Source organism: Halomonas sp. CSM-2 (assembly GCF_002119345.1).
GTDB classification, from domain to species: domain Bacteria; phylum Pseudomonadota; class Gammaproteobacteria; order Pseudomonadales; family Halomonadaceae; genus Vreelandella; species Vreelandella janggokensis.
Genome location: NZ_NBYR01000004.1, coordinates 139,275 through 154,686 on the forward strand (window position 1 = coordinate 139,275; position 15,412 = coordinate 154,686).

Annotated in this window: 15 protein-coding genes; 9 read left to right on the forward strand and 6 right to left on the reverse strand. The window is 54.0% G+C overall.

Annotation, left to right across the window (positions count from 1 at the left end):
- Positions 1-150 precede the first annotated feature (150 nt).
- The 3 genes from B7L15_RS04525 to B7L15_RS04535 all read right to left on the reverse strand — a co-directional run bounded on the left by B7L15_RS04525 (position 151) and on the right by B7L15_RS04535 (position 3,829).
- Positions 151-2,625: a heavy metal translocating P-type ATPase gene (locus tag B7L15_RS04525; protein WP_085917815.1), complete on the reverse strand. Its 2,475-nt coding sequence runs from the start codon at positions 2,623-2,625 to the stop codon at positions 151-153.
- An 80-nt stretch (positions 2,626-2,705) separates the two neighbouring features.
- Entirely contained in the window at positions 2,706-3,113 is a 408-nt protein-coding gene (locus B7L15_RS04530) for a heavy metal-responsive transcriptional regulator (RefSeq protein WP_085917816.1), read from the reverse strand.
- An 86-nt stretch (positions 3,114-3,199) separates the two neighbouring features.
- Positions 3,200-3,829 carry a peroxiredoxin gene (locus B7L15_RS04535; RefSeq protein ID WP_085917817.1) on the reverse strand — a complete coding sequence of 210 codons (630 nt, stop codon included), beginning with the start codon at positions 3,827-3,829 and terminating at the stop codon, positions 3,200-3,202.
- 247 nt (positions 3,830-4,076) lie between these two features.
- On the opposite strand from B7L15_RS04535, the gene B7L15_RS04540 reads away from it, so the two are divergent.
- On the forward strand, positions 4,077-4,799 hold the full coding sequence (locus B7L15_RS04540) for a cytochrome c biogenesis CcdA family protein (protein WP_085917818.1): 723 nt from the start codon (positions 4,077-4,079) through the stop codon (positions 4,797-4,799).
- A 338-nt stretch (positions 4,800-5,137) separates the two neighbouring features.
- Here the strand turns inward: B7L15_RS04540 and B7L15_RS04545 are convergent, their stop codons facing one another.
- A complete protein-coding gene (locus tag B7L15_RS04545) occupies positions 5,138-6,058 on the reverse strand; it encodes a bile acid:sodium symporter family protein (protein WP_085917819.1) in 921 nt (306 codons plus the stop codon).
- A gap of 204 nt (positions 6,059-6,262) precedes the next feature.
- Here B7L15_RS04545 and B7L15_RS04550 point away from each other — a divergent pair, with 204 nt between their 5' ends.
- The 7 genes from B7L15_RS04550 (at position 6,263) to B7L15_RS19965 (ending at position 12,112) form a co-directional block, all read left to right on the forward strand.
- Positions 6,263-7,177, forward strand: coding sequence for a cation diffusion facilitator family transporter (locus tag B7L15_RS04550; protein WP_085917820.1), 915 nt, complete (start codon positions 6,263-6,265; stop codon positions 7,175-7,177).
- Positions 7,178-7,288: 111 nt separating this feature from the next.
- On the forward strand, positions 7,289-7,966 hold the full coding sequence (locus B7L15_RS04555) for a DsbA family protein (RefSeq protein WP_085917821.1): 678 nt from the start codon (positions 7,289-7,291) through the stop codon (positions 7,964-7,966).
- The gene (locus B7L15_RS04560) at positions 7,966-8,913 is read left to right on the forward strand and encodes a M23 family metallopeptidase (protein WP_085917822.1); all 948 of its coding nucleotides are present in this window, start codon (positions 7,966-7,968) and stop codon (positions 8,911-8,913) included. Before B7L15_RS04555 ends, B7L15_RS04560 begins: the two co-directional genes overlap by 1 nt.
- A 59-nt stretch (positions 8,914-8,972) precedes the next feature.
- Positions 8,973-10,123, forward strand: a protein-coding gene (locus B7L15_RS04565) for an IS3 family transposase (protein ID WP_139839348.1) whose coding sequence is annotated in 2 segments (ribosomal slippage) — positions 8,973-9,210 and positions 9,210-10,123 — 1,152 coding nt in all. Because the reading frame shifts where the segments join, the coding sequence is not laid out codon by codon here.
- 29 nt (positions 10,124-10,152) lie between these two features.
- Positions 10,153-11,202 (forward strand): glycosyltransferase family 9 protein, encoded by a 1,050-nt coding sequence (locus B7L15_RS04570; RefSeq protein ID WP_254902849.1) that lies wholly within the window; start codon positions 10,153-10,155, stop codon positions 11,200-11,202.
- 252 nt (positions 11,203-11,454) lie between these two features.
- On the forward strand, positions 11,455-11,817 hold the full coding sequence (locus B7L15_RS19730) for a sulfatase-like hydrolase/transferase (RefSeq protein WP_254902850.1): 363 nt from the start codon (positions 11,455-11,457) through the stop codon (positions 11,815-11,817).
- A gap of 88 nt (positions 11,818-11,905) precedes the next feature.
- Positions 11,906-12,112 carry a sulfatase-like hydrolase/transferase gene (locus B7L15_RS19965; protein ID WP_369596844.1) on the forward strand — a complete coding sequence of 69 codons (207 nt, stop codon included), beginning with the start codon at positions 11,906-11,908 and terminating at the stop codon, positions 12,110-12,112.
- A gap of 477 nt (positions 12,113-12,589) precedes the next feature.
- Here B7L15_RS19965 and B7L15_RS04585 read toward each other — a convergent pair whose 3' ends face one another.
- On the reverse strand, positions 12,590-13,699 hold the full coding sequence (locus B7L15_RS04585) for a PQQ-dependent sugar dehydrogenase (protein ID WP_085917901.1): 1,110 nt from the start codon (positions 13,697-13,699) through the stop codon (positions 12,590-12,592).
- The gene (locus B7L15_RS19735; protein WP_139839349.1) at positions 13,653-14,189 is read right to left on the reverse strand and encodes a hypothetical protein; all 537 of its coding nucleotides are present in this window, start codon (positions 14,187-14,189) and stop codon (positions 13,653-13,655) included. Before B7L15_RS19735 ends, B7L15_RS04585 begins: the two co-directional genes overlap by 47 nt.
- 181 nt (positions 14,190-14,370) lie before the next feature.
- Here B7L15_RS19735 and B7L15_RS04590 point away from each other — a divergent pair, with 181 nt between their 5' ends.
- Complete coding sequence (locus tag B7L15_RS04590) at positions 14,371-15,306, forward strand: glycerophosphodiester phosphodiesterase (protein ID WP_085917825.1); 936 nt, start codon at positions 14,371-14,373, stop codon at positions 15,304-15,306.
- Positions 15,307-15,412: the final 106 nt, after the last annotated feature.

Here is a 15,412-nt window from a genome sequence, read left to right on the forward strand (position 1 = left end):
TTAAAAAAACAGATACTTGATAAGCGCAGCAACACCAAGCCCCAGCGCAATAATCAACAAGATCGCTATTAGGCCCATTCCCGCCATACCCCACATGCAGCTTTCACTTCCCATCATTTTGAATTCCTCGTTAACATAACGGTGTTTGGTTTAGGCCCGCTGAACAGCATCGTTTGGACGTGGTATGGCATTGCCGGTATCCGACGTGAAACGGCGTAGCCGCAACGAGTTAGTCAGCACAAAAACACTGGAAACGCTCATGGCCGCCGCCGCCAGCATGGGGCTGAGCAATATGCCGATGAACGGATAGAGCAGGCCCGCAGCCACGGGGATTAGCGCTACGTTGTAGCCATAGGCCCAAACGAAATTGCCGATAATGGTCCGGTGGGTACGCTTGGAGAGTGCCGTGGCATTGACGATGCCTCGCAAATCGCCACTCATCAGCACCACATCGCCGGACTCGATGGCGATATCGGTACCAGTGCCGATCGCAATGCCTACGTCGGCCTGCGCTAACGCGGGGGCATCATTGATTCCATCTCCCACAAAAGCGACACGCTTGCCCTCCGCCTGGAGACGCCGGATCTCTGCCGCTTTCTGGTCGGGCAGCACCTCGGCGAGAACCTGCTGGATGCCAACCTGCCGTGCGATAGCATCGGCAGTGGCACGGTTATCGCCGGTGAGCATGGCCACGTCCAGCCCTTGGGCTTTGAGTGCTGCGATAGCCTCGGCAGAGCCTTCTTTAAGGGGATCCGCCACTGCGATGACTGCAGCAAGCTGACCGTCTACCGCGGCATAGAGTGGGCTCTTGGCGTTCTCGGCCAACACCTTGGCGCGTGTTTCTGCTTGGCCGAGGTTGATTTCCAGCCGACGCATGTAACGATCAGCTCCTACTTGCACCAAGTGGCCCTCGACCTCGGCTTCAATGCCGTAGCCAGGCTCGGCACTAAAGCGACTGACCGGGGGTAATTCCAGCCCACGGGCCTTGGCGCCCTGTACAATAGCCTCGGCGATGGGGTGCTCGCTTTGAGCTTCCACCGCCGCGACCAGTCGCAGTACGCCGTTTTCATGACCGTTAATAGCTTCGAAGTCGGTCAGTTCGGGGCGCCCTTGGGTCAAAGTGCCGGTCTTGTCCAGTACCACCGTATTCATCTTGGCCAGCGTCTCAAGCGCCGCCCCTTTACGAAATAGCACTCCCATCTCGGCCCCTTTCCCGGTACTGACCATGATGGCCGTTGGGGTGGCCAGGCCCATCGCACAGGGGCAGGCAATTAGCAGTACGCTAACGGTAGTGACGAAGGCAAAGGACAAGGACGGCGCCGGTCCGAAAGCGAACCAGAGTACAAAGGTAATCGCGGCGATAACGATGACCACAGGAACAAACACACCAGCAACCTTGTCGGCTAATTGCTGGATGGGGGGCTTCTCCGCTTGGGCCGTTTCCACCATCTTGACGATCTGCGACAAAACGGTGTCGGCACCAACTCGCGTGGCCCGAAAGGTAAGTGCACCGTTCTTGTTGATAGTGCCACCGACGACTTCGGAATCCTGCTGTTTGACGACCGGCACTGGCTCACCGCTGATCATCGACTCATCAATATAGGAGTGACCCTCCTCAACGATGCCATCGACTGGAACACGCTCCCCTGGGCGAACCAAAATACGATCGTCCGTGACGACGGCGTCGATAGGCAGCTCGACGGTTTCATCCTCGCGGATGACGCGGGCAGTTTTCGCCTGTAATTGCAGAAGCTTCTTGATCGCCTCGGAAGTACGACCTTTGGCAATGTGTTCAAAATAGCGACCGAGCAGAATTAGCGTCACGATGACCGCTGCCGCTTCGAAATAGCTCACGGCGGTTCCGACGGGGAAGAGCGCGGGCACCAGCAGGGCGGCGACCGAATAGAAGTAGGCAGCGCTCGAGCCGATCATAACGAGGCTGTTCATGCCTGGATTAAAATGCCGGAGTTCGGCGAAGCCAGTACGATAGAAGCGTGCCCCGGCATAGAACTGCACCGGTGTGGTCAACAACCACTCAACGCCCATCCAGCCGCGATGCGGCATTAGACTTGTTAAAAGCGTGTCAAAAGCGGGAATCACTTTCCCCATGGCGATGATGACCACCGGAATCGTGAATATTGCCGCGAGCACGACTCGGCGGCGAAGCTCAGCTCTCTCCCCGTCCTCGCTGTCCGTCGGTGGCGGCGTATCGGTATCCTGTGGTTCATAGCCTGCCTCGCGGATGGCATGCTGAATACGCGGTAACGAAACGGCTCCCGGCAGGAAACGAACGAAGGCTTTCTGGGTGGCGAGGTTAACACTCACCTCCACTATGCCGGGCAACTTCGTTAGCGTTCGCTCTATCCGAGAGACACAAGATCCGCAACTCATGCCGGTGACGGGTATGTCGAGGCTTTCTACCACCGGTTGATAGCCTGCCGTTTCAATGGCATTGAGTAGGTTAGTGGTTGCGGTACCTGCTTCGACCTGGATAGCCGCCTTCTGTGTGGCGAGGTTTACTTGAGCGTTGATCACGCCTGGCTGCTGGCTGAGTGCACGCTCCACACGCCCAACACAGGAAGCACAGGACATACCACGAATCTCGATGTCGACGTATTGCGTCATAATGACGATCTCCCTGTTAATTTATCGACGACCCGATAGGCAAACTTGATTCCCGTATTCGCTGTCGAGAAAATGCCCAATCATTCAGTCTGCTCAGCGATAGCTTCAACAATCGGGCAGCCTTCCTGCATAGGCCCTTCGCCTGCACACTCACTCAATGTTTTCGATAATACGGCTTCAATCCGCGTGAGGTGTTTGATCTGCTCGCGAACCTTGTGCAGCTTCTCGCCGGCGATGCGTTTAGCTTGTGCCCGGTCGCCATTTGCATCCTGAAGCATTAACAGCTCCCGAATCTCTTGTAGCGTGAAGCCCCACTGCTTGGCATGAACGATAAACTGCAACCGATCCACGGCTTCCAATGGGTAACGCCGATAGTTGGCACCGGTCCTCCTCGGAGGAGGCATAAGTTTCTCTTTTTCGTAGAATCGAATCGCCTGGCTAGCGACTCCACTTCGTTCGGCAAGCTCGCCGATACTTAGTGTTTGCATGACGTTACCTCACGACATTGCTAGTCTGAACGTCCAATAACCTGACTCAGTTGAGATGCCTCATACACTGGCCGAGGCTCCTATTGCTACGGTTGGCGCACGACCCTAAGGTAGGGCGTCTTAGCGTTCCAACCTTCGGGAAAGTGTTGCTTGGCGTCATCATTTGATAGCGATGGCGAGATGATGACATCGTCACCGTTATGCCAGTCAACGGGCGTGGCCACTTTGTGTTTGTCGGTTAACTGCAGCGAATCAAGAACCCGCAGTATCTCGTCGACATTACGTCCAGTGCTGGGCGGATACGTCAAAGTGAGACGAATTTTTTTGTCAGAATCGATGATGAAGACCGTACGCACCGTCAGTTTAGGGTCGGCTTTCGGGTGAATCATTCCATACAGTTTCGCCACCACCTGATCTTCGTCAGCCAGCAAGGGGTAGTTCAGAGCTGCGCCCTGAGTCTGTTCAATATCCCTCGCCCAGTCGTGGTGAGAGCTAAGTGGGTCCACCGAAACCCCAACCAGTTTGGCTCCCCGCTGGGTGAATTCGAGCTTTCGCTTGGCAAACGCGCCCAGTTCAGTGGTGCATACTGGCGTAAAATCAGCGGGGTGCGAGAACAGCACCGCCCAGCTGTCGTCAAGCCATTGGTGAAAGTTGACCGTACCTTGTGTAGATTCGATCGTGAAGTTCGGTGCTGTCTCGCCCAGTTGTAGCGCCATGGAAATGTCCTTATGTCATTCATTGAGTAGCCACCATAACTTTGAAGTCAACTTTAAGGTCAAGCATGATGTGTAATATTTGCAGTTCGGTAGGAGACAAATAATTTGCCAATAAAGGTTGACCTTAAAGCAACTCTAAGCCGTAAAATTCTTACGGCGCTAAAATGGACATGAGATGAGGTAGTACCATGGGATTGGTATCAATACCCTTGTTGGCTGTCTCCATAACTTAAGTTGCGATAACACATTGGAATCTCTCTCTTCCTTCGGCTTGGTCGGCGCCTTTATCGGCGGATTGGTCTCCTTCTTTTCGCCTTGCACGCTGCCCCTGTTACCGGCCTACCTGTCGGTGGTCACAGGCGGTAGTGCCGGTAAAACCGACAGGCGTTTAGAGGCATTGACCCTCAGTGCCTTCTTCGTCTTCGGCTTCAGTATCGTATTCGTCCTGCTCGGGCTCGGCGCCAGTAGTATCGGGCAACTGATGCGAGGGTATCGCCGAGAATTCAACTGGGTTGCCGGCTCGGCGGTGATCGTGCTGGGCCTCTTCATGACCGGGGTGTTCCGGTTGCCGCTTTTCCAGCGTACCTTTCAGTTCACTCCCAGTGTCCAGGGTGGCTCCCCTTTGTCGGCGACGGTATTCGGGGTATCTTTCGCCATCGGTTGGACACCGTGTATCGGTCCTATACTGGGGGCTATTCTGATGGCCACGTCTAACGCTGCTAGTGCCCAGTCTGGAATGATTTATCTCAGTGCCTACTCGGCTGGCCTAGCGCTGCCTTTTCTTGCCAGCACTTTACTGGTTAACCGATTCTCTCTGCATCGGAAAAGCCTAGGAAGGTGGAGCACCTATGCTCGCCCCGTCGCGGGCACGGTTGTGATTCTGATGGGTATCGCTATCGTCTCAGGTAGCATGACGCGGCTTTCCAGTATCATGGTCGATCTTTTTCCTTCCCTGGCGACACTGGGGTAGCCTAGCCATTCGATAAAGTTCTGAGAAGTGTTGACCTACTCAAACAGTTGAAAACTCTGAACATATTAAGAGCTTCTGAGCCAAGCTCGAGAAGTTGGCTAGCATCCTCCGCTCTACATTTTGCCCAAGTAACTGCGTCTAGAACTGTCATGCAGCGGCCTGGCTAGGGATAGTCCACAACCGATTGTGCCTCTGGTCTCACCGAAAGCAGCCCGACGAACTCGTCGATAATCTTGGTTTCACGAATTTTAGGTACATCCCGAGACGGAACTCTGATCATTAAGCAGAAGCCTATGAATAGTCTCCTCTTCTGACGGAGAGCCGATACTGCCACCCCTTCAGTGGCGGGTGAGGATCTTTGCTGCGATGGGCGAAGTGATCATTTGAATCACGGCAAAAAAAGCGGCTGGAATCGCGATTTCTGATGGCAAACCGGAAGCAGCGACAAACGCTGCGGCAATGCTGAATTCTTTTTTACTGACCGTGAAAAGATAGGTAATCACCTCTTTGCGATCGGAGGTGAGTAACCGTGAGGACATACCTACCAGGTACCCAATCAAATTGAGGCACAGGGCCGCCCCCGCAATCACAAACGCATACCCACCATAGCCAATGATCGTGGCGGCATTCGGCCCGACCACGGCGAGTAGGATCAGCAGATACAAAATTGACCCTATCCCCGCATACGCTGAATCATGCCGTGCAAAGAAAGCCGAGAACTTTGTCCGCAAGCTGACCCCAATCACGGTAGGAACAAGCACGATTAGTGTTAATTCAAGAATAATTGAGCCAAGCGGCACATCTAACTGGAGGCCGGTGAGCCATAAAAACAGGAAGGGCACAATAAACGGACAAAACGCAGTGTTGACTGCGTTGAAAACAGCGGCAAGCGCCACATTGCCTTTCGCCATCAGTACCAAAAGAGGAGAGGACACATCCGTCGGCAGAGTGCCGAGCAAAGTTTGGCCAACAGCCAGCGGGCCGCTTCCAAAAAATAGACGGCCCGTTAGCCACCCGGCAATCGACATTGGCCCATAGACCAGCCCCAATGCCAACAGCTGCCGTGACGGCTTACGGAACACGATGCGCACTGCATGCGCATCGAATGTGAGGCTGATGATCAACATCAGTAATGCCAGTAATGGCCCAATCGCGAACTCAAGCATTATTCCGGTGGCCGGAAAAAGTAAGCCTACCCCCGCAACGACGATTACAAACCAGACAAGGTGCGCCTCGACAAAATAAATGAATCTACTCATGGAGGTTGGACGTTACCGGATGAAGTGGATTGAGCCCCGCACCTAAAACATGATCACCTTCAGCCCAGCACACAAAGACTCGCTTGGGAGCTAGGGACGTGCTTCCCAATCCAGGGGTGCAAATAAACAATGCTCAAGGGTTGAAGCTTTAGTTGCTAGAGGTTTTATAGTGCCAAGAAGCAATAATTCGAGAGAGGGTAACAGATGGGACATCATCATGGTCATCCCCACATTGATCCTGCCTCTGGCGACCGGCGCGTCAGCATCTCCATTTGGGCCAATGGGCTCTTAACCATCGCTCAAATCGTCGGTGGTATTATGGCGGGAAGTCTATCGCTGATCGCTGATGCGTTACATAACTTTTCTGACATGGCTGCGTTAGTCATTGCCTTTGCCGCTCGTAAAATCGCCAGGCGGCCCGCCGATGCGCACATGACTTTTGGCTATGGCCGGATCGAGATAGTGGCAGCACTCATCAACTACACAACCCTCATTATTGTCGGCGTCTACCTGATTTACGAAGGCGCTATGCGGATGATCGATCCTCCTGAGATAGAGGGATGGACGATCGTGATTATTGGTGGCGTCGCGCTTGTCGTCGATGCCCTAACCGCCATGCTCACGTGGTCAATGCAAAAAGGGAGTGTCAATATCCGCGCCCTTTTTCTGCATAACTTATCGGATGCGTTTGCTTCCATCGCCGTGATTATCGGTGGTTCGCTTATTTTACTGTACGACATGCGCTGGGTAGACCCCGCGATCACGATAGGGATTGCGCTATATATTCTTTACCTTGCCTTCTCTGAAATTGGTGGCCCTATCCGTACGCTTATGCTGGGATCTCCCCCGGATATTGACGGGCAGGTAGTCGTTGAGACCGTACGAGATATCGAGGGGGTCCAGGATATTCACCATATGCATCTATGGCAGATGCAGGAAAACATGGCAGCCCTTGATTGCCACGTAGTTCTGACAGAAAACGGCTGGCAGCAGCTTGAATCCGTCAAAGCAGAGATCAAGGAGCAGATTAAAACGCGCTTCAATATTGCTCATTCCAGCCTAGAGTTTGAGCATAGTGACCACGCGCATCAAAATGCCAATCTATATGGTCATGGGTGACAGACCGAGGTCGACTCACGGCTCAGGTAGCTAGCGAGCAGCTTAGTCCGTGCGATTGTCTTATTTTGCAACCCGACTTTTCTACCCCATCGTTGAGACAGAGAGAGAAACATGTTCAAAAAAGCGTCTTTTATATTGGCCGGTACGTTAATGCTGACCGCTGCGATCGTCGCCGTATCGAAACCTGCCCTCTTTGACATGCAAGCTCAGGCAGCAAAAGAGAGTGGTGCCCAGGCCGAGGACTCCTTGGTGCGTTCACACTCCCCCATCTTGGGACGAGAAGACGCGCCGGTGACGATTGTGGAATTCTTCGATCCGGCTTGCGAAGCCTGCCGTGCTTTCTACCCCCTGACAAAAAGTATTCTGGAAACCTACCCAGAAAAAGTACGGCTTATCGTGCGTTACACTCCTTTCCACGGCGACGTATCTGATAAGGCCATTCGGGTATTAGAAGTTGCTCGTCGTCAGGGCGTCTTTGAACCGGTACTGGAGAGGCTGCTGGCTCGCCAGGATCAATGGGCTTCACATGGCAGTTTTGATGAATCCGCTATCCTCGATATCGCGAGCCAAGGGGGCCTTGATTTAGCGGCTGCCGAAGAGCAACTGACTTCTGCTGAGGTGCAGGCGGTGATTGACCAAGACATGGCGGATGTCAGAGCCAATCAGATTCGCCAAACACCCACCTTTTTTGTCAATGGCGAGCCTTTAGACCCCTTTGGTATGCAAGAGCTGATTGATGCCGTCGAGAGTGAAGTAGCGGAGATCTCTGGGGAAGAGGATGGCCAGTGATGCAGCGCTGGTGGTTACTAGGCTTGGTGGGCTTTTACCCCTTGCTAGCCGAAGCCAATTGGCAAACGCATCTTTCGTTGCCGCCGTCTGAACTTAGCCCTGTCAGGTTACAAGCGACTAGCGAGCAAGAAGGCACATTACCGCTTGATAGCGTTGATACCCTAACCTTTGGGCGTGATGTCATCATTGATACCACCCTCTACGAGGCTTTAGCAGCAGAAGGTGTCCCTACGCGTTTCGCCAGTAAACTGGAAATACTGCTCAGCGAGTTTATCGCAGCGCCGCTGGAGTTTTCTGGCAGTGAACGTATTCAATTAGTGTGGGAGGAAGATCGACGCCAGGACGGCACCCGTGTTGGGCCACCACGCCTCAGTTATGCAGCTCTGCCTGATCAGGCAGAGCCCTTGGAGGTCGTTTGGCCGGTCACCCAAAAGGGGGACGTAGCTCTTTTCAAAAGCGACACCCTGCTAGGCACGTTGCGGTTGCCCGTGCTTAGTGCCCGCTTAACGTCTCGCTTTGGGAATCGGCGACATCCTGTGTATGGAGGGATGCGTCCTCATAATGGAATTGACTTGGCTGCGCCGACAGGAACGCCGGTCATTGCCACCGCACCTGGGCGCGTATCCTTTATGGGTCGCCAAGGGGGATATGGGCAGGTGATCGAGGTGGAGCACGACACAGGGGCCATTAGTCGCTACACACACCTTAGCCGAATCTCCCCACAGCTAGTGGTTGGGGATTTAGTCAACGCGGGAGAGTCGCTCGGAGAGGTAGGTTCGTCCGGGGTCGCCACGGGCTCCAACCTGCATTACGAAGTGAGAGTCAATAACCAGCCTGTTGATCCCCTTGGTCAAGGTCAACGCATCATGCTAGGCGAACAGCCGACTCAAAGTGAATATCAAGCGTCACTTTACGAGGCAAGAGATCGCTTAGAACAAGCTATCTGAATCGCCCCTGGTTTTGTAGACACCTCCAGGCCTTATACTGAAGGCACCTAGGAGGACGCATGAGCCGAGTACGATACACCGAAGAATTCAAGATCGAAGCCGTTAAACAGGTGGTAAACCGAGGTCACCGTGTTGCTGACGTGGCTATCCGACTGGGGATTTCCAGTCACAGCCTGTACCAGTGGATAAAGCTTCACTCCAAGCCCGCCGAAACGCGCCAACAGGATGCTGACTTGCAGGCCGAGAACCGTCGATTGAAGGCAGAACTGAAGCGCGTGTCAGAAGAGCGAGATATTTTAAAAAAGGCCACCGCGTACTTCGCCAGAGAGTCCGACTGAGGTACGCGTTCATTGAAGCTCATTCGGATCAGTATCCGGTACGTCGGCTGTGCAGGGTGATGTCTGTTCATCCAAGTGGTTATTACGCCTGGTGCCAGAACAAGCTGTCGCAGCGTGCTCAGGAAGACCAACGTCTTCTCGGCCGGATAAAACACGCGTGGCTGGAAAGCGGCGGGGTGTATGGGTACCGCAAGATCCATCAGGATTTGCGTGAAGAAGGCGTTCGCTGCGGTAAGCATCGAGTCGCCCGCCTCATGCGTAGCGAAGGGCTGCGGTCCCAGACCGGCTATCGACGCCGTCCAGGGCACTACAATGGCAAACCGGCGGTTGTTTCCCCCAATCATCTTGATAGGCAGTTTGACGCGCCTGCACCCAATGTGRCCTGGGTTACCGATATCACCTACATCCGCACCTATGAAGGCTGGCTCTACCTGGCAGTCGTTATCGATCTGTTCTCTCGGCAGGTTGTCGGCTGGTCGATGAAACCCCGGATGACTTCCGATCTGGCGTTGGACGCGCTCTTGGCTGCCGTGTGGCGACGAAAGCCGTCAGGCCAGGTCATGGTTCATTCTGATCAGGGGAGCCAGTTCAGCAGCAGCGACTGGCAAAGCTTCTTGAAAGCCAATCGTCTTGTAGGGAGCATGAGCCGGCGTGGCAACTGCCATGATAATGCTGTGGCCGAAAGCTTCTTTCAGCTCCTCAAACGTGAGCGAATTAAACGGCAGATATACCCAACACGGGAGGCTGCCAGGCGCGATGTGTTCAATTACATCGAAATGTTTTATAACCCGAGACGGCGCCATGGCACGACCGACAACCTGTCGCCGGTCGAATATGAACGTCGCTATTTCCAGAGCCTGACGGGTGTCTAGAATACTCGGGGCGATTCATTGATAGCCTTGTGGACATAAAGAAAATTTTAATTATTCGCCCCAATTTTCGTCTGGGCAACGCGCTAATCAGCACCCCTGCCATCGATGCTTTTCGTGAACGTTTTCCTTCCGCGCGCATAGACTATTTAGCGACCGACAAAACATGGCCACTGTTGCAACAGCGCCCTGTTGACCATTTCCATTTACTGTCAAGAACCGCCATTCTCCGTCCCTGGCAGTATGTGACACTATGTCGACGCTTACGAGCACAAAACTATGACCTGGCGGTACAAGTGAGCGGAGGATCAACGAGCGGCTTTATAGTGACCCGGTTAATAGGGGCGCGGTACAGCATGGGGGCACGTAAAGGTCACCAGCGGTGGTACAGTATTGAAGTGGAGGGGAAATCATCACATGCCTACGATGCTATCGTTAATTTGACACGCCCGCTCGGTGTTGCTTGTCGTAATCGGCCATTGCTCCAGTTGACGGAGCAGGAACGCTATCAGGCCATAACGAAGATACGACAGCTATTCAGCCTGCATATCAATCAACCGTCAGACAGTGACTTTATTGCGATCTTCGTAGGCGGGCATCAAAACAAACGTTGGCCGCTGGCATTTTGGCAAATGCTCATCGATGACATAGAAGTCTGCAAAATACGTTATGTCGTTTTCCTTGGGCCGGAGGAGTTTAGGCTTCTAGCTCCGATTGAGCAGCGCTTGATGTCATCGCGATATGGCAGCTTATGCCCACCGCTTCCTATCCGTCACTTTGCTGCAGTTCTAGAGCGTGCGCGATTACTCGTGACACCCGACTCAGGGCCAATGCACTTAGCAGCAGCAATCGATGTCGCCACCATTTCCCTGGTACGTCAGAAAAAATCACTCGCCTTCGTACCGAGAGAAGCCTATGACACGATCCTCTGGCGTCCAGACATCAGTACGGTAGTAGACGCCATACACGCTAATCTTGACAGGCAAGCCACAGCGGCTCCCATGCATGCTATTTCGGTAAAAAAATATCCAAAACAGCGCGTAACGTCACAGCCCAGTGCAGCCCCTACGTACTCTAGTTAATGAATTAACGCACATAACCGTTCGTAAATCTTTTCATAGAGAGCCTTTCGATGCCCCTTTTTCTTTCATTACCTTCAAAACTTATTGACACCGGTTGGCGTTATCGCCCCGCATTAAGCACGGAGCAACTTGTCTTATAGGTCGTTGTCATATTCAGTTCTTTTACAATGTACCTTTTTTGCAACAAGCCCTTGCTGGCTATGACCTTCTTTCCTTACAGGCGTGGTTTACCTTTGCCACTATGTTTTGATAATGACCAGCCTTCACTTTTTGGTCTTCATGAGCTTTACTTTTCGAACAGTGGGAAAGGATGCCCGTACCATTTCACACGTGGGTGACAAACTTACACTGTTCGTCATCGTGGTGGGCGAAACGGCGCGGGCGGCGAATTGGGGATTAAATGGTTATGGACGACAAACCACGCCCATACTTGCCCAGCAGCCCGACATTATCCATTTTTCAGAAGTGACTGCTTGCGGCACAAGCACGGCGGTCTCATTCCCCTGTATGTTTTCATTGCCGGGGCGTGACGATTACGTAAGTGCCTATGCTCAGCAGCATGAATCTTTGCTGAACGCATTAGCCCACGCCGGAATAGAAGGTCACCTGGCTTGATAACCAGTCAGGCTGTAAGGGTGTCGGGAGTGACACAAAAGCGCTCTCGCCATAGGACTGTGCGCTTTTGTGCCAAGATGGACGGTACTTGGACGAGGCGCTGGTTCAAGATTTAACCACGCAAATTGACAGTACCTCAGCTGACCATGTGGTCGTGGTGCATAAGCTGGGCAACCATGGGCCCAGCTATTACAAACGCTACCCTGTTGCTTTCGAACGTTTTGTGCCCACCTGCAACTGCTCTGATTTAGCCACGTGCTCAAGACAACGGATGTTTTCCAAAAAAGCAAGATAAAAGCCAACTGTGCCGTTTCCTGCCCAATCACCAACTTTTAAGTAGTCGTTAAGTCTTTGATGGCATGATGTGGTTATTCTAACAACCTCAGTGGTGGATGCATGTTCCTACCTCACTTACCCAAACCCTATCTAGCTCATAAAGGCCTGGATGACGGCATTAATAATAAAAGCCTTACCTTAAACGTCATGTTTGTATTAATCATTTTATTAACAGCACTACTTGTGCTCTTTGAAATAAACTCGATAGAAATAATTATCATGTTATTGAGCGTGACGACAAGCAGTATAGGTCAGCTACTTAGGTTCTTCTACTCTGACGATCCACCAGCTTTTTCCCCCTGTGAGTTAATAGATGTACTAGAAGCGATAGGGGTCGCAGAGGTCGGAACGTTAGTATGTTTATATCTGCTTGCCTAGCTCGAACTTCTCATGGGACAGAAAAGAAAGTGACTGAAAGGGCCATGAGAAATCCAGGCTACGGTATCACTTTCAGCAACCTGCCCTGCGGGCTGTCGGTGAGCAGGTAGATCGCACCTTCCGGCCCTTGACACACATCGCGAATGCGCTCTTCCAGCTCGCCGAACAGCCCTTCTACGTCTTTGGCACTTGAGCCGTCATCAGATAATCGGACGCGGCGCACTTCTTTATTGACCAGTGCGCCGACCAGCAAGTCGCCCTGCCATTCGGGAAACAGCTCACCGCTGTAGAGCGCCATGCCGGAAGGTGCAATCGAGGGCGTCCATTCAAGCGTCGGTGGTTCGGTACCTGGGTAGTCTTCGAACGGCGTCACCCGTGCGCCGGTGTAATCCAGCCCACCCGTGGCGATTGGCCAGCCGTAGTTAGCACCTGCTTCGATGATATTGATCTCGTCACCGCCCCGCGGGCCGTGTTCGTGGGCGATAAGCCGCTGTTGTTGGTTGTCGAACACCAACCCTTGTACGTTGCGGTGCCCAAGACTGTAGATTTCCGGGCGAGCCTCACCGTAGTACACAAAGGGGTTGTCCTGGGGCACGCTGCCATCCGGGTTTAGCCGCACAAGGCTGCCGATATGATTGCCCAGATTCTGTGCCTCCTCGCGGTAATCAAAGCCATCGCCCAGGGTCAGTATCAGGGTGCCATCCGGTAGCCAGGCGATGCGCCCGCCGAAGTGGGCAGCGCCCTGCTTGGCGGGTTGAGCACGAAATATCTCGCTGACGTTTTCCAGGCTGTTCTCTGCCAGTGTGGCCCGGGCCAGACAGGTGTGGTTGGCCTGTGCAGTGCCGCAGGCGTAGCTGAGATACACCTGCCGGTCGTCTTCAAACTGCGGTGAAAGCGCCACATCAAACAGCCCTGCTTGCCCAGCGGCAAATACCTCCGGCACGCCGCCCAGCGATTCCACCAGTGTTTCCCCTTCATTGCTCAGCAGCCGGAGTCGGCCCGGGCGCTCGGTGACCAGCATCCGCCCGTCGGGCAGAAAGGCCAGCGACCAAGGGTGCGCTAAATCGTCGGCAAGCGTTTCAATATGATACGGCAGGTCGGCCTGCGCCTGGGCCGGTTGGCTAATCCCAGGCAATACCGTGGCCAAACCACCGACAGCGACCAACACCGCGAAACCGGAAAAACCGCGCGGGCGATTGGCATCTTGGACACGTCGACGCAGCCCCGCGAAAACGGTACCGGCCACTCCCGCGGTCGCCAGTATGGCAACAAGCCCCCCCAGCACCACGCGTTGCGGCAATCAAGGTGGGCGGTGGGGCCAGGGTATTAACCAGCCACAACGTGGCCCAGAGCCCGACAATCCCGGCGACCCCACACAGCGGTATTGAATACCGACCGCCCAGTTGACGGGACAGCAGCACGGCCGAGGTCTGGGAAACCAAGAAACCCACGCCAAACAACAGTGCGTAAAGCGGCGCAAAACTGAGCAGATCCTGCCATGTGGTGTTGATTCTTACGGCTGGCGGTATTGCCACGCCCATCGACTGTATCGCTGCCAGGTTGAGCTGGGTTTGCACCACGCTACCCAGGACCACGCCTACCAGCAGGGCGATTACAAAAGGGATAACGCTGGAAAATATGCCTGATGGTTGGGTCATCAATCTGCTCGGAAGATGGGATAATTTGCATGTCTCACAGACTAGCAGCTTCTGGGTAATTCAGTGAGATCAGCGACTTTTCTATTGTTAAGACGCATCAATATCGATACGTCGCTCATTTGGCATAATCCTCGAAAGCGGGTAGTGTTATTAAACGAACATTCAATAAAGGGAAACAATTATGCAACGTCTTCCGCTAGTGACCGCCGTATCGATGGGTCTTTTCGCTGGTGCTGCCGCCACCCAGGCGATAGCAGACACATCACCGCTGGAGCAGCAGCTAAAAGATCTGCAATCGTTTCAAGTCATCGCCCACCGGGGCGCCAGCGGCCATGCGCCGGAGAGCACCATGGCGGCCTACGAACTGGCCCATGAGTGGGGGGTTGATTACCTGGAGTTGGATGCCCAGCTTTCGTCCGACGGTGAAGTGGTGGTGTTTCATGATGACGCCATCGACCGCACCAGCGATGGCGAAGGCGCGATCAACGACTACACCCTGGAAGAGCTGAAGGCGCTGGATACCGGCACCTGGTTCAACGAGGAAAACCCCGATAGCGCCAGCGATGACTTTGCAGGGGCGCAGATGCTCACCCTGGATGAGCTGTTCGAGCACTTTGGTCACGATGCCCGCTACTACATCGAAACAAAGTCGCCCCAGCTGAACCCGGGCCTGGAAGAAGCGCTGGTGGAAAAGCTGGAAGAATACGACATGATCGAGAACGGTCGCGTCCTGGTTCAGTCCTTCGAGCAGGACAGCCTGTTGAAAGTGCAGGAACTTAACGACGACGTACCGCTGATCCAGCTGGTGTGGTACTACCCCAGCGAAGAAGACGATTCGACACTGGTGGAGTGGACAGGCGTAACGCCGGGCCCCGCCGAGATTACCGATGAAGACTTCCAGGCAGTTGCCGACTACGCCGTGGGCATCGGCACGAACTACCTCTATGACGGCCAGGAGGTCATTGACGCCGACTTTGTCCAGCAAGCCCAGGAAAACGGCCTGCCGGTGCACGTCTATACCATCAACGAAACCGAGGAAATGGAGCGCCTGATGGACATGGGCGTCAACGGCCTGTTCACCAACTATCCTGACCGCCTGCTCGAACTCGTCGAGTAACCACCGTTTCACGCACTATCACACCCGGCCACGGCCGGGTGTTTTTTCTAGCGAAACGCGTGTTCGTCGGGCCTGTGCTCGTTCATGGGGGTGAGCGGAAAGGCAC